Here is a 22,483-nt window from a genome sequence, read left to right on the forward strand (position 1 = left end):
GCGCAGCGCAGGCCACGGAAGACCCAGGCGGGCGGGAGCCCTGGGGCGGCGGGGGCCCAGGCGGTCGCGGCCCACGCCGACGCCACCCCGCGCAGCGCAGGCCACGGAAGACCCAGCCGCGCGGGAAGCCCCGAGCGGCGGGGGGGCCCAAGCAGACGCGGCCCACACCCACGCCACCCCGCGCAGCGCAGGCCACGGAAGACCCAGCCGCGCGGGAAGCCCCGAGCGGCGGGGGGCCCAAGCGGTCGCGGCCCACGCCCACGCCACCCCGCGCAGCGCAGGCCACGGAAGACCCAGCCGCGCGGGAAGCCCCGAGCGATGGGGGCGGGCGACCGCGGCCGACGCCGACGCCGCGGTGGCCGCGGCCCGGCGGGCGCCGCCAGCCGTGGGAGCTCGCGAGGGCCGGTCAGCCCTCGGCGATGACCACGGCCGAGGCGACGCCCGCGTCGTGGCTCAGGGAGATGTGCCAGGAGGCCACGCCCAGTTCGGCCGCGCGTGCGGCCACCGTGCCCGTCACGCGGAGCCTGGGGCGGCCGCTGTCCTCGACGTAGACCTCGGCGTCCGTCCACAGCAGGTTCCCCGGGGCGCCCAGGGCCTTGGCCAAGGCCTCCTTGGCCGCGAAGCGGGCGGCCAAGGAGGCGATGCCGCGGCGTTCGCCGCTCGGCAGGAGGAGCTCGGTCGGGAGGAACAGCCGGTCCGCGAGATGGGGCGTGCGCTCCATCGCCGCCGCGAACCGGTCGATCTCCGCCACGTCGATGCCTACGCCGACGATCACAGCACCTACCCCACAACCCGGGCTCCGACCAGCCCTGTTCCTATTCCACCGTCACGGACTTCGCGAGATTACGCGGCTGGTCCACCTCGTTGCCCCGCGCCGTCGCCAGCTCGCACGCGAACACCTGCAGCGGCACCGTCGCCACCAGCGGCTGGAGCAGGGTCGGGGTCGCCGGGATCCGCACCAGGTGGTCGGCGTACGGGACCACCGCCTCGTCGCCCTCCTCCGCGATCACGATCGTCCGCGCCCCCCGCGCCCGGATCTCCTGGATGTTCGAGACGATCTTGTCGTGCAGGATCGACCGCCCCCGCGGCGACGGTACGACCACCACCACCGGCACGTCCTGCTCGATCAGCGCGATCGGCCCGTGCTTGAGCTCCCCGGCCGCGAAGCCCTCGGCGTGCATGTACGCCAGTTCCTTCAGCTTGAGCGCGCCCTCCAGGGCGACCGGATACCCCACGTGCCGCCCCAGGAACAGCACCGTGTTCTTCTCCGCCAGCGACCGCGCCAGCGCCCGTACCGGCTCCATCGTCTCCAGGACCCGCTCCACCGCGCCCTCGATCGCGGACAGTTCGCGGATGACCGCCCGGATCTCGTCGCCCCACTTGGTGCCCCGCACCTGCCCCAGGTACAACGCCACCAGGTAGCACGCCACGAGCTGGGTCAGGAACGCCTTCGTCGAGGCGACCGCCACCTCCGGGCCCGCGTGCGTGTACAGCACCGCGTCCGACTCCCGCGGGATCGTGGAGCCGTTGGTGTTGCAGATGGCCAGCACCTTGGCCCCCTGCTCGCGCGCGTGCCGCAGCGCCATCAGCGTGTCCATCGTCTCGCCGGACTGCGAGATGGCCACCACCAGTGTGCGCTGGTCCAGGATCGGGTCGCGGTAGCGGAACTCGCTGGCCAGTTCCGTCTCGCACGGGATCCGCGTCCAGTGCTCGATCGCCAGCTTGGCGATCAGCCCCGCGTGGTAGGCCGTCCCGCACGCCACCACCACGACCTTGTCGACCTCGCGCAGCACCGACGCGGGGATGCGCACCTCGTCCAGGCTGAGCGTGCCGCTGGCGTCGATCCGCCCGAGCAGCGTGTCGGCGACCGCCTTCGGCTGCTCGGCGATCTCCTTGAGCATGAAGTAGTCGTAGCCGCCCTTCTCGGCGGCCGAGGCGTCCCAGTCCACGTGGTACGCCCGTACGTCGGCCGGGGCGCCGTCGAAGTCCGTCACGGTGACCGCGTCCCGGCGCAGCTCGACGACCTGGTCCTGGCCGAGCTCGATGGCGGAGCGGGTGTGCTCGATGAACGCCGCCACGTCCGAGGCCAGGAAGTTCTCGCCCTCGCCGACGCCGACCACGAGCGGGGAGTTGCGCCGGGCGCCGACCACCACCTCCGGCTCGTCGGCGTGCACGGCCACGAGCGTGAACGCGCCCTCCAGGCGCCGGCAGACCTGCCGCATCGCCTCGGCGAGGTCCCCGGTGGAGGAGAAGCACTCGGCGACGAGGTGGGCGACGACCTCGGTGTCGGTCTCGGACTGGAGCAGGTGCCCACGGTCCGTCAGTTCCTCGCGCAGAGCGGCGAAGTTCTCGATGATGCCGTTGTGGACGACGGCGACGCGTCCCGCGTTGTCCAGGTGCGGGTGGGCGTTGACGTCGGTCGGCCCGCCGTGGGTGGCCCACCGGGTGTGGCCGATACCGGTGGATCCGGTCGGCAGCGGGCGGCCGACCAGGGCCTTTTCCAGGTTGACCAGTTTCCCGGCCTTCTTCGTGGCGGCCAGTCCGCCGTCGGCGAGGACCGCGACCCCGGCCGAGTCGTACCCGCGGTACTCCAGCCTCTTCAGTCCGGCGACGACCACATCGAGCGCAGACTGCGCTCCCACGTAACCCACAATTCCGCACATAGGCGGCAGCGTACGCCGAACCCGGGGCTGTGCCCCGTACCCGAACCAGACGAAAACCCCGCCCGGTGGACGTCACCGGACCGGGGTTGACGGCGCGTCTGCCGGCAGGCTCAGCCGAGCTTCTTGACCTGGGCGTCGATCACGCTCTTGGGCTGCGTGGCCGTCGCACCGAAGGAGTAGAACGTGGCCAGCGCGTTGCCCTTGCGCACGACGACGAAGTGGGTGGTGGACTTGTCGCCGCCGTCCAGGTCCATGGTCAGGGTGAAGGCCGCGGCCTCGTCACCGGCGGCCACCGGGGCGCCCTGCTTGACGTCGAGGAACTTCACCTTGTCGCCGCCGTCGTCGACGGTGTAACCGCCGGCGCAGGCCGCCGCGGCCGTCTTGAGCGAGGCGAAGGCCTCCTCCGCGCCCTTGGCGTCGTACGAGCCGAGGGCGACCATGGTCTGGTTGCCGGCGAGGGCCTCCAGGCCGGCCTTCAGCTTGTCCTCGGCCGAGGCGTTGGCGGGCAGCTCCTTCGGCTTGGCCTTGGTCACCGTACGGCCGGAACCGGTCGGGGCGCCCACCTTCAGGCCGGACTGGGCCTGCATCAGCGGCTTGCAGTCGGCCTTGTCGACGGTGGCCTGGGCCGACTGGCCGGCGGCCTTGGCGGCGCCCTCCGCGGAGACCACCTGGTCGGGCAGGTCGGCCTGGGTGACGACGAGGGCGGTGACCTCGGCATCGGTCTTCCCCTTGGCCGCCGGCGCGGCGGAGGTGGCGGCGGACTTGGGCTCGTCCTTCTTGTCGGCCGGCTTGTCCGAGCCGCACGCGGTGGCCAGCAGGGCCAGCGAGACGGCGGAAACGGTGACGGCGGAGCGACGGACGACGGTGTGACGCACGGTGGAATCCCCCCAGGAACGGCAATGGCCCGGCAAAATCTACCGGGCGGTACCGCCGAAAGATCAGGGATCTTCACGCCATGTACCCATCGTGACCGACACGAGACCGCCGTGTCACCGAGCCGTCGCCCACGTGACCGACCCCACGACCCACAAGCCGCCCGGACCGCCGACAATGACGGTGTGATCACTTCGCCGCCACGAAGCACAACGGCCCGCCCCCGCCCCGAGGGCTCGCCGTACGTCGACCTCACCCGCGCCGAGTGGAGCGCGCTGCGCGACCGGACCCCGCTGCCGCTGACCGCGGCGGAGGTCGAGCGGCTGCGCGGCCTCGGCGACGTCATCGACCTCGACGAGGTGCGCGACGTCTACCTGCCGCTGTCCCGGCTGCTGAACCTCTACGTCGGGGCCACCAGCAACCTGCGCGGCGCCCTGAACACCTTCCTCGGCGACGCCGGCAACGGCCACGGCGCCCAGACCGGCACCCCCTTCGTCATAGGCGTCGCCGGCTCCGTGGCCGTCGGCAAGTCCACCGTGGCCCGCCTGCTCCAGGCGCTGCTGGCCCGCTGGCCCGAGCACCCGCGGGTGGAGCTGGTCACCACCGACGGCTTCCTGTACCCGATGAAGGAGCTCCAGGAGCGCGGGCTGGTCTCCCGCAAGGGCTTCCCCGAGTCCTACGACCGGCGTGCCCTCACCCGGTTCGTCGCCGACATCAAGGCGGGCAAGGAGGAGGTCAGCGCCCCGGTCTACTCCCACCTGATCTACGACATCGTCCCCGGCGAGCGGCTCGTCGTGCGCCGGCCGGACATCCTGATCGTGGAGGGGCTGAACGTGCTCCAGCCGGCCCTGCCCGGTAAGGACGGCCGTACCCGGGTCGGGCTCGCGGACTTCTTCGACTTCTCCGTGTACGTCGACGCCCGGCCCGAGGACATCGAGCGCTGGTACCTCAACCGGTTCCGCAAGCTGCGCGAGACCGCGTTCCAGAATCCTTTCTCCTACTTCCGCAAGTACACCCAGGTCTCCGAGGAGGAGGCCATGGAGTACGCCCGGACCACCTGGCGGACCATCAACCGGCCCAACCTGCTGGAGAACGTCGCCCCCACCCGCGGGCGCGCCAACCTGATCATCCGCAAGGGCCCCGACCACAAGGTGCAACGCCTCAGCCTGCGCAAGCTCTGAGCCGCCGTCGGTGCCGGGCCGCCCTCGGCCCCGGGCCTCCGTAAGCTCGGAGGATGCTGCATCTGAGGCTGATCACCCCGCCCGACCGGACGGAGGCGGTGACCGAGGTCATCGCGTCGACCGTCGGGACCACCCATCTGGTGGTCCTGCCCGGCGCCGCCCGGGAGCCGCAGGGCGACCTCGTCCTGTGCGACGTGGCCCGGGAGGCCGGCGACGAGCTGCTGCACGAGCTGCGGCTGCTGGGCATCGACCGGGACGGCTCGATCGCCGTCGAGCACATCGACCTGTCGCTGTCGAAGCGCGCCGACGCGGCCGAGGAGGAGGCGCCCGGCGAGCCGGCGGACGCGGTGATCTGGGAGCAGCTCGCGGAGTCCACCCACGAGGAGTCCACCCTCACCATCACCTACGCCGCGTTCATGATCCTCGCCACGATGATCGCGGCCTGCGGCGTGGTCCTGGACAACGCGATCCTCATCGTGGGCGCGATGGCGGTCGGCCCCGAGTTCGGGCCGCTGGCCGGGGTGTGCACCGGCCTGGTCCAGCGCCGGCCCCGGCTGGCCGCGCGGTCGCTCGCGGCCCTGCTGATCGGCTTCGCGGCGGCCATCGTGGCGACCACCGCCTTCAGCCTGGTGATGAACGCCCTCGGGCTGTTCCACGTGGGCATGCTGGACGACCCGCGGCCCAACACCGCCTTCATCTGGCAGCCGGACCCGTTCTCGTTCGTGGTGGCCGTGCTCGCCGGCACCGCCGGGATGCTCTCGCTGACCTCGGCCCGGTCCGGCGCCCTGGTGGGCGTGGCCATCTCGGTGACCACCGTCCCGGCCGCCGCCAACGCCGCCGTCGCCCTGGCCTACGGGCAGCTCGGCCAGATGTGGGGCTCGGCCGAGCAGCTCCTGCTGAACCTGGCCGGGATCATGATCGCCGGGGTGCTCACGCTCTACGCCTGGAAGGCGTTGTGGCGCACCCAGCGCGGCCGGTGGAAGCGGCAGCGGCCCCTCCCCCGGGGCTGAACCGGGACAGGGGCCGCGACACGACCGGGGCCGACCGGCCCAGGACCGAGCGGCCCAGGGCGGACTAGCCCAGGGCGGACTTCACCACGTCCGCGAGCCGGCCGGCGACCGCGCGGGCCTGCTCGATGTCGGAGGCCTCGACCATCACCCGTACGAGCGGCTCGGTGCCGGAGGGGCGCAGCAGCACCCGCCCGGTGCTGCCCAGCTCCCGCTCGGCCTCCGCGACCGCGGCGGCCAGCTCGGCGGAGGTGCCGACCCGGCTCTTGTCCACGTCCGGCACGTTGATCAGGACCTGCGGCAGCCGCTCCATGACACCCGCCAGCTCGGCCAGCGAGCGGCCGGTGGCCGCGACCCGGGCCGCCAGCATCAGGCCGGTCAGTGTGCCGTCACCGGTCGTGGCGTGGTCGAGGATGATCACGTGGCCGGACTGCTCGCCGCCCAGCGCGTAGCCGTGCTCCTTCATCGACTCCAGCACGTAGCGGTCGCCGACGCCGGTCTGGACGACCTCGATGCCCTCGCGCTCCATGGCCAGCTTGAAGCCGAGGTTCGACATGACCGTGGCGACCACGGTGTTCTTGCGCAGCTGCCCGGCGTCGCGCAGCGCCAGCGCCAGCACGCACAGGATCTGGTCGCCGTCGATCTCCGCGCCGGAGGCGTCCACGGCCAGGCACCGGTCGGCGTCCCCGTCGTGGGCGATGCCCAGGTCGGCGCCGTGCTCGACCACGGCCCGCCGGAGCTGGTCCAGGTGGGTGGAGCCGCAGCCGTCGTTGATGTTCAGGCCGTCCGGCTCGGCGCCGATGGTGACGACCTCGGCCCCGGCCCGTGCGAACGCCTCGGGCGAGACCCGGGCGGCCGCGCCGTGCGCCTCGTCCAGGACGATCTTCAGCCCGTCCAGGCGGCCCGGCAGGACGCCGATCAGGTGGGCGACGTAGCGGTCGAAGCCCTCGTCGTAGTCGGTGACCCGGCCCACGCCGGCGCCGGTCGGACGGTCCCACGGCGCGCCGGTGCGGTGCTCCTCGTAGACCGACTCGATCCGGTCCTCCAGCTCGTCGGCCAGCTTGTGGCCACCGCGCGCGAAGAACTTGATCCCGTTGTCGGGCATCGCGTTGTGGCTGGCGGAGAGCATGACACCGAGGTCGGCGCCCAGCGCACCGGTGAGGTACGCCACCGCCGGGGTGGGCAGCACACCGACGCGCAGGACGTCCACGCCCGCGCTCGCCAGACCCGCGACGACCGCGGCCTCCAGGAACTCGCCCGAGGCACGGGGATCGCGGCCGACCACGGCGGTCGCCCGGTGGCCCTCGAAGGTGCCCGCTTCGGCGAGCACATGGGCGGCCGCCACGGAGAGGCCGAGCGCCAGCTCGGCCGTCAGATCCGCGTTGGCGACACCGCGTACACCGTCCGTGCCGAAGAGTCGTCCCACTGTTGTCCTCCGAGTTCGCGCTGAGTACATCGTTGTACGAAGCCGCTGGCCGCGTGACAGGTATGTGCCGCTGACAGCGGTAAACGAACCGCCCCGGACAGCACAGAGTGTGCCGCCGGGGCGGATTCGTGCAGAGCAGCAGGCGGAGATTAGCGCTTGCTGTACTGCGGAGCCTTGCGGGCCTTCTTGAGACCGGCCTTCTTGCGCTCGACCGCACGGTCGTCGCGGGAGAGGAAGCCGGCCTTCTTCAGCGGGCCGCGGTTGTTGTCCACGTCCGCCTCGTTGAGGGCGCGGGCCACACCGAGGCGCAGGGCGCCGGCCTGGCCGGAGACGCCGCCACCCGCGATGCGGGCGATGACGTCGTAGCGGTTGTCGAGCTCGAGCACCTTGAAGGGCTCGTTGACTTCCTGCTGGTGCACCTTGTTGGGGAAGTAGTCCTCAAGGGTGCGACCGTTGATCTTCCACTTGCCGGTGCCCGGGACGATCCGGACGCGGGCGATGGCGTTCTTGCGACGGCCCAGGCCGGCGGCCGGCTGCGGGTCGCCGAAGCGGGACGCCAGGGACTCGGAGGTGTAGTCACCCTCCGGAGCGTCCGACTCGAAGGTGGTGACGGCGTCGTAGTTCTCGTCGCCCTCGAAGGTCTCGACGGTGGTCTCGGCCACGATTCTCCTCAGAATTCTTTTCGTCTTAGGGGGTGGCCGGGATTACTGCGCGACCTGGGTGATCTCGAACGGCACCGGCTGCTGGGCAGCGTGCGGGTGCTGGTCGCCCGAGTAGACCTTCAGCTTCGAGAGCATCTGACGGCCCAGGGAGTTCTTCGGGAGCATGCCCTTGACGGCCTTCTCGACGGCCTTCTCCGGGTTGTTCGCGAGCAGGTCGTCGTAGCGGACGCTGCGCAGACCGCCCGGGTAGCCGGAGTGGCGGTACGCCATCTTCTGCTCACGCTTGTTGCCGGACAGGTGAACCTTGTCGGCGTTGATGACGATGACGAAGTCGCCCATGTCCATGTGGGGGGCGTAGGTCGGCTTGTGCTTACCCCGCAGGAGGGCAGCGGCCTGGGTCGCCAGACGGCCGAGGACAACGTCCTGGGCGTCAATGACGAGCCACTGGCGCGAGATGTCGCCGGGCTTGGGGCTGAACGTACGCACGGGTCGTATGCCTTCGCTTCTTCAGTGGTGGGTTCCCCTGGGCTGGCCCGGGGGACGGGTCCTGACAAAGGTCACCACGGACGATCACGACAGCCCTGGTGCCCTCCGGGGACGCAACCCGTGAGCACCGCTGGTCATCGGCCCGGTGGACCGGCGTAAGGGCCCTTTCACGTGAGAATGAACAAGCCAATACGCATAACGAACCAGCAGAATACCCGCGCTGCCCCGGACGGGTCAAAACGACGGAGTGGATCAGGCCGCCGGGGCCCGCTCCTCGTCGTGTGCGGCACCTGCCGTTCGTTCGTCTTCCAGGTTAACCCCCGGCGCCGCCAGGCACCGCCGGGCCAGCGCCCCCGCCAGCCCGCACAGGGCCCAGAAGTCCTCGAACGCCCGCCAGTGCCGGTCCAGCAGCGACGGCCCCGGGATCCCCGCCACCTGCGGCGCCAGCCCCGCCCAGAACCAGGGCGACCGGGCCGCCGAACCCTCCCGCACCACCGAGGCCAGCAGCAGCGGCAGCACCACCAGGAGGTAGTGGTCGAACGAAGGACGGGACACCAGGAATGCGGCGAGCATCACCATGCAGGCCGTCTCCACCAGCCGCTGCTGCCCCTGGTCCACCTCGGCCGTCACCGGCCGCCGCCACCGTCCACCGGCCCCGATGGGCCAGCAGCAGGGCCACCGGCAGGGCCGCCGCCGACACCGAGGTCCAGTTCCCGATCAGCACCAGGTTCAGGTACGGGCTGTACAGCGCGGCCAGCACCCCCCAGCCGCCCACCGCGAACCGCGACCGCACCGGCATCCCGAACAGCCGCAGGGCCGCCCACCAGCCCGCCGCGAGCAGCGCCGACATCACCAGCGGCAGCACCCAGCGCAGCACCGGCGTGGGCAGCAGCGCCTCCGGCACCGCCAGCAGCACCGCGCTCGGCAGGTACAGGAACCGCTTGTCCTCGTACGGCGAGACCCCGTCCAGCAACGCGTCCGCGGCCTTGACCACGAACGCGTTGTCCGAGCCGCCGTTCTCCCGCAGGCTCGTCGACACCGCCACGGTGAGCACCGCCAGCAGCGCCACGACCCACCAGGAACGCGGCGCCGGAGCGAGCAGCCGGCCGAGCACCCGGTCCCAGGAACCCCGCCTGACCCGTCTCATGGGGCCAGATGCTAGCGGCCGGACCTCAGCGCACGCGTTCGACCCTGCGCTCGTCCCAGACCGGTTCGGCCGTCTCCCGGACCACCCCGTCCGACCCGAAGACCAGGAAGCGGTCGAAGGACCGGGCGAACCAGCGGTCGTGCGTCACGCACAGCACCGTGCCCTCGTACGCCTCCAGCCCCTCCTGCAGCGCCTCCGCCGACTCCAGGTCCAGGTTGTCCGTCGGCTCGTCCAGCAGCAACGCCGTGGTGCCCGCCAGCTCCAGCAGCAGGATCTGGAACCGCGCCTGCTGCCCGCCCGACAGCTTGTCGAACGGCTGGTCGCCCTGCCGCTCCAGCTCGTAGCGGCGCAGCACGCTCATCGCCCCGCCCCGGTCCTTGGCGTGCTCGGTCCACAGGATGTCCACCAGCGACCGCCCGAACAGCTCCGGGTGCGCATGCGTCTGCGCGAAGTGACCGGGCACCACCCGGGCCCCCAGCTTCCACGCCCCCGTGTGGGCCACCGGGTTCTCGGTGTCCCCCGCCAGCAGCCGCAGGAAGTGCGACTTGCCCGAACCGTTCGAGCCGAGCACCGCGACCCGCTCGCCGTAGAAGACCTCCAGGTCGAACGGCTTCATCAGGCCCGTCAGCTCCAGCCGCTCGGCCGTCACCGCCCGCACGCCGGTGCGGCCGCCGCGCAGCCGCATCCGGATCTCCTGCTCCCGCGGCGGCTCCGGCGGCGGACCGGCCTCCTCGAACTTCTGGAACCGCGTCTGCATCGCCCGGTACCGCGAGGCCATGTCGGGGCTGATCGCCGCCTGCTGCCGCAGCCGGTGCACCAGCGCCTTCAGTCGGGCGTGCTCCTCGTCCCACCGGCGCTTGAGCTCCTCGAACCGCGCGAAACGCTCCTTGCGCGCCTCGTGGTACGTCGAGAAGCCCCCGCCGTGCACCCACACGTCGGTGCCCGCCGGACTCGGCTCCAGGCTGACGATCTTCTGCGCGGCCCGGGACAGCAGCTCCCGGTCGTGGCTGACGAACAGCACCGTCTTGCGGGTCGCCTTGAGCTGGTCCTCCAGCCACCGCTTGCCCGGCACGTCGAGATAGTTGTCCGGCTCGTCCAGCAGCAGGCACTCGTCCGGACCGCGCAGGAGCGCCTCCAGCACCAGCCGCTTCTGCTCACCGCCCGAGAGCGTGCGCACCTCACGGAACTGGGCCCGCTCGTACGGGACCCCCAGCGCTGCCATGGTGCACACGTCCCACAGCGTTTCGGCCTCGTAGCCCTGGACGTCGGCCCAGTCGCTCAGCGCCTGCGCGTAGGCCATCTGCGCGGCCTCGTCGTCCACCGTCATGATCAGGTGCTCGGCGCGGTCGACGGCCCGGGCGGCCTGCCGGATCCGCGGCTGGGCCACGGAGACCAGCAGGTCACGGACGGTCGTCTCGTCCCGGACCGAGCCCACGAACTGCGACATCACCCCGAGCCCGCCGCTGACCGTGACACTGCCGCCGTGCGGCTGGAGCTCACCGGAGAGCAGCTTCAGCAGGGTGGTCTTGCCGGCGCCGTTCGCGCCCACCAGGGCGACCACGGAGCCCTCGCCGACCCGGAAGGACACATCGGGCAGCAGCACCCGCCCGTCAGGCAGGTAGTACTCCAGATGGCCGGCTTCGAGATGTCCCATGCCGGGGATTGTCCCGGCCGGACCCGCGAGGGCCAAAACGGTTTTCCGGTCCCCCGGGATCAGCAGCAGCCGGCGCCCGGCAGGGTCCGGACGTTGCGGGCCAGCCGGTTGCGCTCGGCCAGCAGCTCGTCCGCCGGGTAGCCGACCTCTTCCAGGGTCAGCCCGTGCGGCCGTACGACGTGCACCGCGGAGTCCCGTACGCCCGCCGCGAGCACCTTGCCCGGCCAGTCCACCGGACGGTGCCCGTCACCGACGTGCAGCAGCGCGCCGACCAGGGAACGCACCATGTTGTGGCAGAACGCGTCCGCCCGGACCGTCGCCGTGACGATGCCGTCCGCGTCCCGCTCCCAGCTCAGCCGCTGGAGCGTCCGGATGGTCGTGGCGCCCTCGCGCTTCTTGCAGTACGCCGCGAAGTCGTGCTCGCCGAGCAGCGCCTGCGAGGCCTCGTTCATGGCGTCCACGTCCAGCGGCCAGTCGTGCCACAGCACGTGCCCGCGGCGCAGCGGGTCCACCCCGCCCTTGTGGTCGCCCACGCGGTAGGCGTAGCGGCGCCAGATCGCCGAGAACCGCGCGTTGAAGTGGGCCGGGGCCTCGGCCACCCGCCACACCCGCACGTCCTGCGGCAGCCGCCCGGCGAGGCGGCGCAGCAGCACCTCCCGGTGCTCCGCCCAGACGGCCTCCGGCAGGTCGAGATGGGCCACCTGGCCGCGCGCGTGCACGCCCGCGTCGGTCCGCCCGGCCACGGTCAGCTCGACCGGGTGGGGCAGCCGCATCACGGTCTGCAGGGCCGATTCCAGCTCGCCCTGGACGGTCCGCCGCGCGGTCTGCTTCGCCCAGCCGGAGAAGTCCTTGCCGTCGTACGACAGGTCCAGCCGCACCCGGACGAAACCGGGCTCCACCTCGTCACTCACGTGCCACATCCTCTCAAACGTGCGGAACGGGCCCGCCCCCGAAGGGACGGACCCGTTCCAAGCCTGACGGCTGAAGGCGATCCGGGAACCGGATCAGGCCTCCTTGGTCTCCTCGGCCGGGGCCTCGGCGGCCTCGGTCTCGGTGGCCTCGGCGGCCTTGGCCTCGTCGGCCTCCTTGACGGCGCGCTTGGTGGCGGCCTCGGCCTCGGCGACGGTCGCCTTCTTGGCGATCTCGCCCTCGACCAGCTCGATCACAGCCATCGGGGCGTTGTCGCCACGACGGTTGCCGATCTTGGTGATGCGGGTGTAACCACCCGGGCGCTCGGAGTAGCGCGGGGCGATCTCGGTGAAGAGCGTGTGGACGACGCCCTTGTCCGTGATCGTCTGCAGCACCAGGCGACGGTTGTGGATGTCGCCCTTCTTCGCCTTGGTGATCAGGCGCTCGGCGACCGGACGCAGGCGGCGGGCCTTGGCCTCGGTCGTGGTGATGCGGCCGTGCTCGAAGAGCGACTTCGCGAGGTTCGCGAGCAGCAGCTTCTCGTGCGCGGCGGAGCCGCCGAGGCGGGCGCCCTTGGTGGGACGCGGCATGGTGATTCTCCTCTGTGCTGCACCGGCCGTGTCAGGTACCGGTGTCAGTTCCCTCAAGCGGTCGCGAGAGGGGGGCGCGGGGGGCGTGGACCCCCCGCAATTCTCTTAGTACTGCTCGGTCTCGACGAAGCCGGCGTCGGCGTCGTCGTCCGCGCCGAAGGCGTCGGCGGCGGCGGTCGGGTCGAACCCGGGCGGGCTGTCCTTCAGGGCCAGGCCCATGCCGGCCAGCTTCGCCTTGACCTCGTCGATCGACTTCGCACCGAAGTTGCGGATGTCGAGCAGGTCGGCCTCGGAGCGGGCGACGAGCTCACCCACGGAGTGGATGCCCTCGCGCTTGAGGCAGTTGTACGACCGAACGGTGAGCTCCAGCTCCTCGATCGGCAGCGCCAGGTCGGCGGCCAGGGCGGCGTCCGTCGGGGACGGGCCCATGTCGATGCCCTCGGCGTCGATGTTGAGCTCGCGGGCCAGACCGAACAGCTCGACCAGGGTCTTGCCGGCGGACGCCATGGCGTCGCGCGGGCGCATGGCCTGCTTGGTCTCGACGTCGACGATCAGCTTGTCGAAGTCGGTGCGCTGCTCGACTCGGGTCGCCTCGACCTTGTAGGTGACCTTGAGGACCGGGCTGTAGATGGAGTCGACCGGGATGCGGCCGATCTCCTGGCCCAGCTGCTTGTTCTGGACGGCGGAGACGTAGCCGCGACCGCGCTCGACGGTCAGCTCCATCTCCAGCTTGCCCTTGCCGTTCAGGGTGGCGAGGACGAGGTCCGGGTTGTGCACCTCGACACCGGCCGGCGGCGCGATGTCGGCGGCGGTGACCAGGCCCGGGCCCTGCTTGCGCAGGTACATCACGACCGGCTCGTCGTGCTCCGAGGAGACGACCAGCTGCTTGATGTTGAGGATGAGGTCGGTGACGTCCTCCTTGACGCCCGGCACGGTGGTGAACTCGTGCAGGACACCGTCGATGCGGATGCTGGTGACAGCGGCACCCGGGATCGAGGAGAGGAGCGTACGGCGCAGGGAGTTACCGAGGGTGTAGCCGAAGCCCGGCTCCAGCGGCTCGATCACGAACCGCGAGCGGTACTCGTCGACGACCTCTTCGGTCAGCGAAGGACGCTGAGCGATAAGCATGTCTTTTTCCTTCAGTCGTGGACGCCCACTATTTGACGCCCGACAGTGCTGTACGGGGTACAGCGGTACTGCAAGGGTACGGGCGGCACGGCCCCCGAAGGGGTCGTACCGCCCGGACACTCAAGAACGCACAGGCGTCGCTGCGTCAGACGCGGCGGCGCTTCGGCGGGCGGCAGCCGTTGTGCGGGGTGGGGGTGACGTCCTGGATCGAGCCGACCTCGAGGCCGGTGGCCTGGAGGGAGCGGATCGCGGTCTCACGGCCGGAGCCGGGACCCTTGACGAAGACGTCGACCTTGCGCATGCCGTGCTCCTGCGCGCGGCGGGCGGCCGACTCGGCGGCCATCTGCGCGGCGAAGGGGGTGGACTTGCGCGAGCCCTTGAAGCCGACGTGGCCGGCGGAGGCCCAGGAGATCACGTTGCCGGACGGGTCCGTGATCGAGACGATCGTGTTGTTGAACGTGCTCTTGATGTGCGCGTGGCCGTGAGCGACGTTCTTCTTTTCCTTGCGGCGCACCTTCTTGGCAGCGCCCTGACGACCCTTGGGGGGCATGTCAAACTCCTACGGGAGGTGGTCGGTCCTACAGCGCAAGACCGCTGAACAGGACTACTTCTTGCCCGGCTTCTTCTTACCGGCGATCGCGCGACGCGGGCCCTTGCGGGTACGCGCGTTCGTGCTGGTGCGCTGACCGCGGACCGGCAGGCCACGGCGGTGACGCAGACCCTGGTAGCAGCCGATCTCCACCTTGCGGCGGATGTCGGCCTGGATCTCGCGGCGGAGGTCACCCTCGGTACGGAGGTTGGCGTCCACGTACTCGCGGATCTTGACCAGGTCCTCTTCGGCCAGGTCACGAACGCGGGTGCTCGGGTTCACGCCGGTCGCGGCGAGGATCTCCTTGGACCGGGTGCGCCCGATACCGAAGACGTAGGTGAGTGCGATCTCCACGCGCTTTTCGCGCGGGATGTCAACACCGGAAACGCGTGCCATTGAATGGCTCCTGTGTTAGTCGGGGGTCTTCCACAGAGCCACTCCCGACCGCCGTATGAGGTACGCATCGGGTCCCCGGCCCCCGCCGGAGGTGCCGCCGACCCTGATCGGGCTGGGCGGGCTCTGCGATATGAACGTGTGTTGCGTCGCGCGAAGAACTGCGAAGTGCAGGTCGGTCGGCGTGCGTCAGCCCTGGCGCTGCTTGTGGCGCAGGTTGTCGCAGATGACCATGACCCGACCGTGACGGCGGATCACCTTGCACTTGTCGCAGATCTTCTTGACGCTCGGCTTGACCTTCATGTTCTTAAGGTTCTCCGGGTCAGTGCCACCACCCGCGCCGGGAAGACCCCAGGCGGGAGCAGGAGCAAGATCTACTTGTATCGGTAGACGATCCGGCCACGCGTCAGGTCGTACGGAGAGAGCTCCACGACGACCCGGTCATCCGGGAGGATACGGATGTAGTGCATCCGCATCTTGCCGCTGATGTGCGCGAGGACCTTGTGACCGTTCTGGAGTTCCACCTTGAACATGGCGTTCGGGAGGGACTCGATCACGGTGCCCTCGATCTCGATGGCACCTTGCTTCTTGGCCACGCTTCGCCTTTCGAATCGGCTACCTTGATCGGCCCTGTGCGCCATGCGGACATGGGGATGCACGTGAGCCGACGAGTCAGTCTACGTCAGGGCACCCAGAAAGACGAATCCGGAAAGTTTGCCCACGAGTCTAGATCATTACGCCGTCCGGGCGAACGCCGCTACGCGCCCCGGTTCAGCGGGTCCGGCGCCGTGGTGATGCCGTACTGCGCCAGCTTCTCCTTGCCGCAGTCCGGGGCGGTCAGCACGATCGGCCCCTCCTCGGTCAGGGCGACCGAGTGCTCCCAGTGCGAGGACCAGGTGCCGTCCGTGGTGACGACCGTCCAGTCGTCGGCCAGGACCTCGGTCTGCGCGGTGCCGAGCGACACCATCGGCTCGATGGCCAGGCACACGCCCGGCACCAGCTTGATCCCCTTGCCCCGCTTGCGCGAGACGTAGTTCAGCAGGTGCGGGTCCATGTGCATCTCGGAGCCGATGCCGTGGCCGCCGTAGTCCTCGATGATCCCGTAGCGGCCGAGGCTGTGGTCGCCGGTGGCCGGGCGCGGCTGGCGCTTGATGTACGACTCGATGGCCTTGGAAATGTCCACCAGGCGGTTGCCGAGCTTCATGGCCGCGATGCCGGCCCACATCGACTCCTCGGTCACCCGGGACAGCTCCAGCAGCTCCGGAGCGTGCCCGGTGCCCACGAAGGCGGTGAAGGCCGCGTCACCGTGCCAGCCGTCGACGATCGCGCCGGCGTCGATCGAGATGATGTCGCCGTCCTTGAGGACCGTCTCGTCGTCCGGGATGCCGTGGACGACGACCTCGTTGGCCGAGGTGCAGATCGTCGCGGGGAAACCGCCGTAGCCGAGGAAGTTCGACTTCGCCCCGTGGTCGGCGATGACCTTGCGGGCCACCATGTCGAGGTCCCGCGTGGTGGCGCCCGGCACGGCCGCCTCCCGGGTGGCCGCGTGGATGGCGGCGACGACCAGACCGGCCTCCCGCATCTTCGCGATCTGCTCGGGCGTCTTCAGCTGGACCATGGGGTGATGTGCCTTCCACCTGCGAATCGGGACTTCTCAACAGTACGGCCGCGGCGTCCGGTGGACACCGCGGCCGTACGGAGGTACTGCGGTACTACTTCTTCAGGGCGTCCATCGCGCGCTGGGTGACGTCCTTGACCTCACCGAGGGCGGAGATCGTCACCAGCAGGCCCTGGGCCTTGTAGTAGTCGATGATCGGCTCGGTCTGCGTGTGGTAGACCTCCAGCCGGTTGCGGACCGTGCCCTCGGAGTCGTCGCTGCGCTGGTACAGCTCACCGCCGCAGATGTCGCAGACACCGTCGGTCTTCGGCGGGGTGTACGTCACGTGGAAGACGTGCGCCGAGTCGTTGCGGCAGATCCGGCGGCCGGCGATGCGCTTGACGACCTCGTCCTCCGGGACCTCCAGGTCGAGGACGGCGTCCAGCTTCATGCCGGAGTCCTTCAGCATCGCGTCCAGGGCCTCGGCCTGCGAGACGTTGCGCGGGAAGCCGTCGAGCAGGAACCCGTTGGCCGCGTCGGCCTGCTGCATGCGGTCCTTGGCCATGCCGACGGTGATCTCGTCGGGGACGAGGTCACCGGCGTCCATGTACGCCTTGGCGCGCTGGCCCAGCTCGGTGTTCTTGCTGATGTTGGCGCGGAACAGGTCACCCGTGGAGATGTGGGGGATGTTCAGGTTCTTGGCAAGGAACGCGGCCTGCGTTCCCTTGCCCGCACCGGGGGGCCCGACGAGGACGATACGCATCAGCGGAGGAACCCTTCGTAATTACGCTGCTGGAGCTGGCTCTCGATCTGCTTCACGGTTTCCAGACCCACACCCACGATGATCAGGATGCTCGTCCCGCCGAACGGGAAGTTCTGGTTCGCTCCGAAGCCGGCCAACGCCATCGTCGGCACAAGAGCGATGAGACCCAGGTACAGCGACCCCGGCCAGGTGATCCGGTTGAGCACGTAGCTCAGGTACTCGGCAGTAGGACGGCCCGCCCGGATACCCGGGATGAAGCCACCATACTTCTTCATGTTGTCGGCCACTTCCTCCGGGTTGAACGAAATCGCCACGTAGAAGAACGCGAAGAAGACGATCAGGAGGAAGTAGGCGGCGATGTAGTAGGGGTGGTCACCCTTGACGAAGTGCTTCTGGATCCAGGTGGCCCAGCCCGCGGTCGATCCGCTGAACTGGACGATCAAGGCCGGGATGTAGAGCAGCGACGACGCGAAGATGACGGGAATCACACCCGCCTGGTTCACCTTGAGCGGGATGTAGGTGGACGTACCGCCGTACGCGCGGCGGCCGATCATGCGCTTGGCGTACTGGACCGGGATCCGACGCTGGGCCTGCTCGACGAAGACGACGAGGGCCACCATCGCGAGGCCGACCAGGATGACGACGCCGAACTCGACCCAGCCGTCGGCGATCTTGCCCTGGAGCTTGATCTGCCACAGCGCGCTGACGAAACCGGCGGCGATCGAGATGAACATGAGGATCGACATGCCGTTGCCGATGCCGCGGTCGGTGATCAGCTCGCCGAGCCACATCACGACACAGGTGCCCGCGGTCATGGTGAGGACCATGACGACGGTGGTGAAGATCGAGCGGTCCGGCACGATCTGGCTGGCGACCGTGCAGCCCTGGAACAGCGCACCCGAGCGGGCGGTGGCGACGAGACCGGTGCCCTGGAGGATGGCGAGCGCGACCGTCAGATAACGCGTGTACTGCGTGATCTTCGCCGTGCCGGCCTGCCCCTCCTTCTTGAGGTTCTCCAGCTTGGGGATGACCACGGTCAGCAGCTGGAGGATGATGCTCGCCGTGATGTACGGCATGATGCCGAGCGCGAAGATCGTGATCTGCAGCAGCGCACCACCGCTGAACATGTTGACCAGCCCGAACAGGCTGTTGCTGGTGCCTGCCTGTTCCACACACTGCTGGACATACTTGTAGCTCACGCCGGGTACCGGGATGTGGGACCCGAGCCGGAACAGCACGATGATGCCGAGCGTGAAGAGCAGCTTCTTGCGCAGGTCGGGCGTCTTGAACGCCCGGGCGAACGCGGTGAGCACGGTGCCTCCTGCGACCCCCGCGCTACTGCGTCAGAGGTGACGGTCTGAAGGAATCGATGGGTACGACAAAGCAAAGGTGCAGGCCACCTTACCGGCGTCTGCGCCCCCCGTGGAACGACCAACCGGGGATGCCCCATTTGTGAGGCATCCCCGGTCGGTTTTACTCGCTATGAGTCACTGATCTCGTCTCAGACGAGCTCGGTGACCGTGCCGCCGGCGGCGGCAATCTTCTCCTTGGCGGAGCCGGAGACGGCGTCGACCGTCACCTGCAGCGCCACGGAGATCTCGCCCTGGCCCAGGACCTTGACGAGCTGGTTCTTGCGCACGGCACCCTTGGCGACCAGGTCGGCCACGGTGACCTCGCCACCCTGCGGGTACAGGGCGGCCAGCTTGTCCAGGTTGACGACCTGGAACTCGGTGCGGAACGGGTTCTTGAAACCCTTCAGCTTCGGGAGGCGCATGTGGAGCGGCATCTGGCCACCCTCGAAGCGCTCCGGAACCTGGTAACGGGCCTTGGTGCCCTTGGTACCACGACCGGCCGTCTTACCCTTGGACGCCTCACCACGACCCACACGGGTCTTGGCGGTCTTGGCGCCCGGGGCGGGACGGAGGTTGTGGATCTTGAGCGGGTTGGTCTCCGCCATGATCAGTCGACCTCCTCAACCGTCACGAGGTGGCGGACGGTGTGCACCATGCCGCGGAACTCGGGGCGGTCCTCCTTGACGACCACGTCGTTCAGGCGCTTGAGCCCGAGCGAACGCAGGGTGTCGCGGTGGTTCTGCTTGCTGCCGATGTACGACTTCGTCTGCGTGATCTTGAGGCGAGCCATTACGCACCCGCCCCAGCACGCGCACGAAGCAGGGCCGCGGGAGCGACGTCCTCGAGCGGCAGACCGCGGCGGGCCGCGATCTCCTCGGGACGCTGCAGGCCCTTCAGGGCCTCCACGGTCGCGTGCACGATGTTGATCGCGTTGTCGGAGCCGAGCGACTTCGACAGGATGTCGTGAACGCCGGCGCACTCCAGGACGGCGCGCACCGGGCCACCGGCGATCACACCGGTACCGGGGGAAGCAGGCTTCAGCAGGACGACGCCCGCCGCCTTCTCACCCTGGATGGGGTGCGGGATGGTGCCCTGGATACGGGGGACCTTGAAGAAGTGCTTCTTGGCCTCCTCCACACCCTTGGCGATGGCGGCCGGCACCTCCTTGGCCTTGCCGTAGCCGACACCTACGGTGCCGTCACCGTCACCCACCACGACCAGCGCGGTGAAGGAGAAACGACGACCACCCTTGACAACCTTGGCGACGCGGTTGATCGCGACAACGCGCTCAACGTACGCGGTCTTCTCGGCGGCAGCAGCGCCACCGTCGCGACCCTTCCGGTCCCGCCGCTCGCCGCCACCGGCACCGCTGCCGCGGCGCTGGGGTCCAGCCATTGGATTACCTCTCTCTGTTACGTCCGTTAGTCCCGGAACCGGGGCTCAGAACTTCAGCCCGGCTTCGCGGGCGGCGTCAGCCAGAGCGGCAATGCGCCCGGCGTACCTGTTGCCACCACGGTCGAACACGACGGCCTCGACACCGGCGGCCTTGGCGCGCTCGGCGACCAGGGCGCCGACCTGCTTGGCGGCCGCGGACTTGTCACCCTCGCCACCGCGGATCGACGCGTCCAGGTGGGACGCCGACGCCAGGGTGTGACCCTTGAGGTCGTCGATCACCTGAGCGGTGATGCCGCGGTTGCTGCGGGTCACGACGAGGCGCGGACGCTCCGCCGTACCCGAGATGCTCTTGCGGATGCGGATGTGGCGGCGCTGCTTAGCGGTCCGCTTGTAAGCGTCGCCCTTGGCGATCTTCACACCGTATGCCATGGCTTTACTTACCAGCCTTTCCGACCTTGCGGCGGATGACCTCGCCCGCGTACTTGACGCCCTTGGCCTTGTACGGGTCGGGCTTCCGCAGCTTGCGGATGTTGGCGGCGACCTCGCCGACCTTCTGCTTGTCGATGCCCTCGACCGAGAACTTGGTCGGCGACTCGACCTTGAAGGAGATGCCCTCGGGCGCCTCCACCAGGATCGGGTGGCTGTAGCCGAGCTGGAACTCCAGAGCGGAGCCCTTCGCGGCAACGCGGTAACCGACACCGCTGATCTCGAGCGCCTTGGTGTATCCCGTGGTCACACCGGTGATCATGTTGGCCACCAGCGTGCGGGACAGGCCGTGCAGGGCCTTGTTCTGACGCTCGTCGTTCGGACGGGTGACGTTCAGAACGCCGTCCTCGCCCTTAACGATCTCGATCGGAGCGGCAACGGTGTGCGTCAGCGAGCCCTTGGAGCCCTTGACGGTGACCGTGCGGCCATCGATGGTGACGTCCACGCCGGCGGGAACCGGGATGGGGAGCTTGCCAATACGAGACATAGCTTTTCCTCCGTTCCCGACTACCAGACGTAGGCGAGGACTTCCCCACCCACGCCCTTCTTCTGCGCCTGCTGGCCGGTCAGGAGACCGTGGGACGTGGAGATGATCGCCACGCCCAGGCCGCCGAGGACCTTCGGCAGGTTGGTGGACTTCGCGTAGACACGCAGACCCGGCTTCGAGATCCGCTTGATGCCGGCGATCGAGCGCTCGCGGTTCGGACCGAACTTCAGCTCGAGGACGAGGTTCTTGCCGACCTCGGCGTCCTCGACCTTCCAGCCGGTGATGAAACCCTCCTGCTTGAGGATTTCCGCGATGTGCGACTTGATCTTGCTGTGCGGCATCACGACGGTGTCGTGGTACGCCGAGTTAGCGTTACGCAGACGCGTGAGCATGTCTGCGATCGGGTCAGTCATGGTCATGAAGTGGCCTTCGGCCTCTCTCGCCGGGGTTTCCTGGATGCGCCATCCCTCTCCCCGTACTGAGACGGGACGGGTGCGGCGCGGGGGACCTACGGCGTAGTAAGTCGTGCGGGCGGCGGACGCCCAACCCCACTAGCCTACGGCATGGGGGGAGGGCCTCCGCCTACCCAGATGCTTACCGAGAGTTACCGGCAATCCCAACTGTCCGAGGACAGAAGGGTTTACCAGGAGCTCTTGGTCACGCCCGGCAGCTCGCCACGGTGAGCCATCTCACGGAGGCACACGCGGCACAGGCCGAACTTGCGGTACACGGAGTGCGGACGGCCGCAGCGCTGGCAGCGGGTGTACGCACGCACACCGAACTTGGGCTTACGAGCAGCCTTGGCAATCAGAGCCTTCTTCGCCATCTCGCTTACGCCTCCTTGAACGGGAAGCCGAGGTGACGAAGGAGCGCACGGCCCTCAGCGTCGTTGGTCGCCGTGGTGACCACGGTGATGTCCATACCCCGGACGCGGTCGATCTTGTCCTGGTCGATCTCGTGGAACATGACCTGCTCCGTGAGACCGAAGGTGTAGTTGCCACGGCCGTCGAACTGCTTCGGCGACAGGCCGCGGAAGTCGCGGATGCGCGGCAGCGCGAGCGACAGGGTGCGGTCCAGGAACTCCCACATGCGGTCACCGCGGAGGGTGACGTGGGCACCGATCGGCTGACCCTCGCGCAGCTTGAACTGCGCGATGGACTTGCGGGCCTTGGTGACGGCCGGCTTCTGACCGGTGATGGTGGTGAGGTCGCGGATGGCGCCGTCGATCAGCTTCGAGTCACGGGCGGCGTCGCCGACACCCATGTTCACGACGATCTTGACGAGGCCGGGAATCTGCATGACGTTCTCGTACTTGAACTCGTCACGCATCTTGCCCGCGATCTCCTCGCGGTACTTCGTCTTCAGACGCGGAGTGGTAGCCATCAGATGTCCTCACCCGTGCGCTTGGCAACGCGGATCTTGTTGCCCTCGTCGTCGAAGCGGTAACCGACGCGGGTGACGACCTTCTTGCCGTCCTTCTCCACGACCAGCTGAACGTTCGAAACGTGGACGGGGGCCTCGGTGATCACGATGCCGCCGGCCTGGTTCGGACCAGCCTTGGTGTGCTTCTTGACCCGGTTGACACCCTCGACCAGGACACGGTTCTCGGCGGGGAGGGCCTGGATGACCTTGCCCTGCTTGCCCTTGTCCTTGCCGGTGATGACCTGGACCAGGTCGCCCTTCTTGATCTTCATG

29 protein-coding genes are annotated in these 22,483 nt (G+C 69.3%); 2 read left to right on the forward strand and 27 right to left on the reverse strand.

Going from position 1 to position 22,483, the window contains the following annotated elements; all coding sequences use genetic code 11:
* Positions 1-406: 406 nt before the first annotated feature.
* From EF918_RS06440 to EF918_RS06450, 3 genes are all read right to left on the reverse strand, one after another.
* On the reverse strand, positions 407-775 hold the full coding sequence (locus tag EF918_RS06440) for a holo-ACP synthase (RefSeq protein WP_125642153.1): 369 nt from the start codon (positions 773-775) through the stop codon (positions 407-409).
* Positions 776-815: 40 nt separating this feature from the next.
* Entirely contained in the window at positions 816-2,663 is a 1,848-nt protein-coding gene (gene glmS / locus EF918_RS06445) for a glutamine--fructose-6-phosphate transaminase (isomerizing) (protein WP_125642156.1), read from the reverse strand.
* Between the two features lie 110 nt (positions 2,664-2,773).
* Positions 2,774-3,538, reverse strand: a complete 765-nt coding sequence (locus EF918_RS06450) for a hypothetical protein (RefSeq protein WP_125642162.1) — start codon at positions 3,536-3,538, stop codon at positions 2,774-2,776.
* A 183-nt stretch (positions 3,539-3,721) separates the two neighbouring features.
* On the opposite strand from EF918_RS06450, the gene coaA reads away from it, so the two are divergent.
* Positions 3,722-4,717 (forward strand): type I pantothenate kinase, encoded by a 996-nt coding sequence (gene coaA / locus EF918_RS06455; RefSeq protein WP_185921611.1) that lies wholly within the window; start codon positions 3,722-3,724, stop codon positions 4,715-4,717.
* A gap of 53 nt (positions 4,718-4,770) precedes the next feature.
* On the forward strand, positions 4,771-5,727 hold the full coding sequence (locus EF918_RS06460) for a DUF389 domain-containing protein (RefSeq protein WP_125642165.1): 957 nt from the start codon (positions 4,771-4,773) through the stop codon (positions 5,725-5,727).
* Positions 5,728-5,791: 64 nt separating this feature from the next.
* Here EF918_RS06460 and glmM read toward each other — a convergent pair whose 3' ends face one another.
* From glmM to rplX, 24 genes are all read right to left on the reverse strand, one after another.
* On the reverse strand, positions 5,792-7,150 hold the full coding sequence (gene glmM / locus EF918_RS06465; protein WP_125642168.1) for a phosphoglucosamine mutase: 1,359 nt from the start codon (positions 7,148-7,150) through the stop codon (positions 5,792-5,794).
* A gap of 149 nt (positions 7,151-7,299) precedes the next feature.
* Complete coding sequence (rpsI, locus tag EF918_RS06470; RefSeq protein WP_125642171.1) at positions 7,300-7,812, reverse strand: 30S ribosomal protein S9; 513 nt, start codon at positions 7,810-7,812, stop codon at positions 7,300-7,302.
* Positions 7,813-7,854: 42 nt separating this feature from the next.
* Complete coding sequence (gene rplM, locus EF918_RS06475; RefSeq protein ID WP_125642174.1) at positions 7,855-8,298, reverse strand: 50S ribosomal protein L13; 444 nt, start codon at positions 8,296-8,298, stop codon at positions 7,855-7,857.
* A 313-nt stretch (positions 8,299-8,611) separates the two neighbouring features.
* Positions 8,612-9,445: a hypothetical protein gene (locus EF918_RS06480; protein WP_185921612.1), complete on the reverse strand. Its 834-nt coding sequence runs from the start codon at positions 9,443-9,445 to the stop codon at positions 8,612-8,614.
* A 25-nt stretch (positions 9,446-9,470) separates the two neighbouring features.
* Positions 9,471-11,099, reverse strand: a complete 1,629-nt coding sequence (locus tag EF918_RS06485; protein WP_125642177.1) for an ABC-F family ATP-binding cassette domain-containing protein — start codon at positions 11,097-11,099, stop codon at positions 9,471-9,473.
* A 59-nt stretch (positions 11,100-11,158) separates the two neighbouring features.
* Positions 11,159-12,010, reverse strand: a complete 852-nt coding sequence (gene truA / locus EF918_RS06490) for a tRNA pseudouridine(38-40) synthase TruA (protein ID WP_125642180.1) — start codon at positions 12,008-12,010, stop codon at positions 11,159-11,161.
* 93 nt (positions 12,011-12,103) lie between these two features.
* On the reverse strand, positions 12,104-12,598 hold the full coding sequence (gene rplQ, locus EF918_RS06495; protein WP_125642184.1) for a 50S ribosomal protein L17: 495 nt from the start codon (positions 12,596-12,598) through the stop codon (positions 12,104-12,106).
* A gap of 105 nt (positions 12,599-12,703) precedes the next feature.
* Entirely contained in the window at positions 12,704-13,726 is a 1,023-nt protein-coding gene (locus EF918_RS06500) for a DNA-directed RNA polymerase subunit alpha (protein ID WP_010473911.1), read from the reverse strand.
* A gap of 145 nt (positions 13,727-13,871) precedes the next feature.
* Positions 13,872-14,276 (reverse strand): 30S ribosomal protein S11, encoded by a 405-nt coding sequence (rpsK, locus tag EF918_RS06505; RefSeq protein WP_003956432.1) that lies wholly within the window; start codon positions 14,274-14,276, stop codon positions 13,872-13,874.
* A gap of 54 nt (positions 14,277-14,330) precedes the next feature.
* Positions 14,331-14,711, reverse strand: coding sequence for a 30S ribosomal protein S13 (gene rpsM, locus EF918_RS06510; protein WP_125642187.1), 381 nt, complete (start codon positions 14,709-14,711; stop codon positions 14,331-14,333).
* 186 nt (positions 14,712-14,897) lie between these two features.
* Positions 14,898-15,011: a 50S ribosomal protein L36 gene (gene rpmJ, locus EF918_RS06515; RefSeq protein ID WP_003956441.1), complete on the reverse strand. Its 114-nt coding sequence runs from the start codon at positions 15,009-15,011 to the stop codon at positions 14,898-14,900.
* A 71-nt stretch (positions 15,012-15,082) separates the two neighbouring features.
* Complete coding sequence (gene infA, locus EF918_RS06520) at positions 15,083-15,304, reverse strand: translation initiation factor IF-1 (RefSeq protein WP_003956442.1); 222 nt, start codon at positions 15,302-15,304, stop codon at positions 15,083-15,085.
* A gap of 161 nt (positions 15,305-15,465) precedes the next feature.
* Complete coding sequence (map, locus tag EF918_RS06525) at positions 15,466-16,326, reverse strand: type I methionyl aminopeptidase (RefSeq protein ID WP_125642190.1); 861 nt, start codon at positions 16,324-16,326, stop codon at positions 15,466-15,468.
* Between the two features lie 94 nt (positions 16,327-16,420).
* Positions 16,421-17,068: an adenylate kinase gene (locus EF918_RS06530; protein WP_125642193.1), complete on the reverse strand. Its 648-nt coding sequence runs from the start codon at positions 17,066-17,068 to the stop codon at positions 16,421-16,423.
* Entirely contained in the window at positions 17,068-18,381 is a 1,314-nt protein-coding gene (gene secY, locus EF918_RS06535) for a preprotein translocase subunit SecY (RefSeq protein WP_125642196.1), read from the reverse strand. Before secY ends, EF918_RS06530 begins: the two co-directional genes overlap by 1 nt.
* Before the next feature lie 188 nt (positions 18,382-18,569).
* Positions 18,570-19,025, reverse strand: a complete 456-nt coding sequence (rplO, locus tag EF918_RS06540) for a 50S ribosomal protein L15 (RefSeq protein ID WP_125642199.1) — start codon at positions 19,023-19,025, stop codon at positions 18,570-18,572.
* A gap of 2 nt (positions 19,026-19,027) precedes the next feature.
* Positions 19,028-19,210, reverse strand: coding sequence for a 50S ribosomal protein L30 (rpmD, locus tag EF918_RS06545; protein ID WP_005313525.1), 183 nt, complete (start codon positions 19,208-19,210; stop codon positions 19,028-19,030).
* Positions 19,210-19,815 carry a 30S ribosomal protein S5 gene (gene rpsE / locus EF918_RS06550; RefSeq protein WP_030201551.1) on the reverse strand — a complete coding sequence of 202 codons (606 nt, stop codon included), beginning with the start codon at positions 19,813-19,815 and terminating at the stop codon, positions 19,210-19,212. Before rpsE ends, rpmD begins: the two co-directional genes overlap by 1 nt.
* A gap of 45 nt (positions 19,816-19,860) precedes the next feature.
* Complete coding sequence (gene rplR / locus EF918_RS06555; protein ID WP_125642202.1) at positions 19,861-20,244, reverse strand: 50S ribosomal protein L18; 384 nt, start codon at positions 20,242-20,244, stop codon at positions 19,861-19,863.
* 4 nt (positions 20,245-20,248) lie between these two features.
* Positions 20,249-20,788: a 50S ribosomal protein L6 gene (rplF, locus tag EF918_RS06560; protein ID WP_125642205.1), complete on the reverse strand. Its 540-nt coding sequence runs from the start codon at positions 20,786-20,788 to the stop codon at positions 20,249-20,251.
* A 20-nt stretch (positions 20,789-20,808) separates the two neighbouring features.
* Positions 20,809-21,207, reverse strand: a complete 399-nt coding sequence (gene rpsH / locus EF918_RS06565) for a 30S ribosomal protein S8 (protein WP_030201558.1) — start codon at positions 21,205-21,207, stop codon at positions 20,809-20,811.
* 221 nt (positions 21,208-21,428) lie between these two features.
* Positions 21,429-21,614, reverse strand: coding sequence for a type Z 30S ribosomal protein S14 (locus tag EF918_RS06570; RefSeq protein WP_003956452.1), 186 nt, complete (start codon positions 21,612-21,614; stop codon positions 21,429-21,431).
* A gap of 5 nt (positions 21,615-21,619) precedes the next feature.
* Positions 21,620-22,171, reverse strand: coding sequence for a 50S ribosomal protein L5 (rplE, locus tag EF918_RS06575; protein ID WP_125642208.1), 552 nt, complete (start codon positions 22,169-22,171; stop codon positions 21,620-21,622).
* On the reverse strand, positions 22,171-22,482 hold the full coding sequence (rplX, locus tag EF918_RS06580) for a 50S ribosomal protein L24 (RefSeq protein WP_030201562.1): 312 nt from the start codon (positions 22,480-22,482) through the stop codon (positions 22,171-22,173). Before rplX ends, rplE begins: the two co-directional genes overlap by 1 nt.
* Between the last annotated feature and the right edge of the window lies 1 nt (position 22,483).

The sequence above is a fragment of the Streptomyces sp. WAC06614 genome, assembly GCF_003949795.1.
GTDB lineage: Bacteria > Actinomycetota > Actinomycetes > Streptomycetales > Streptomycetaceae > Streptomyces.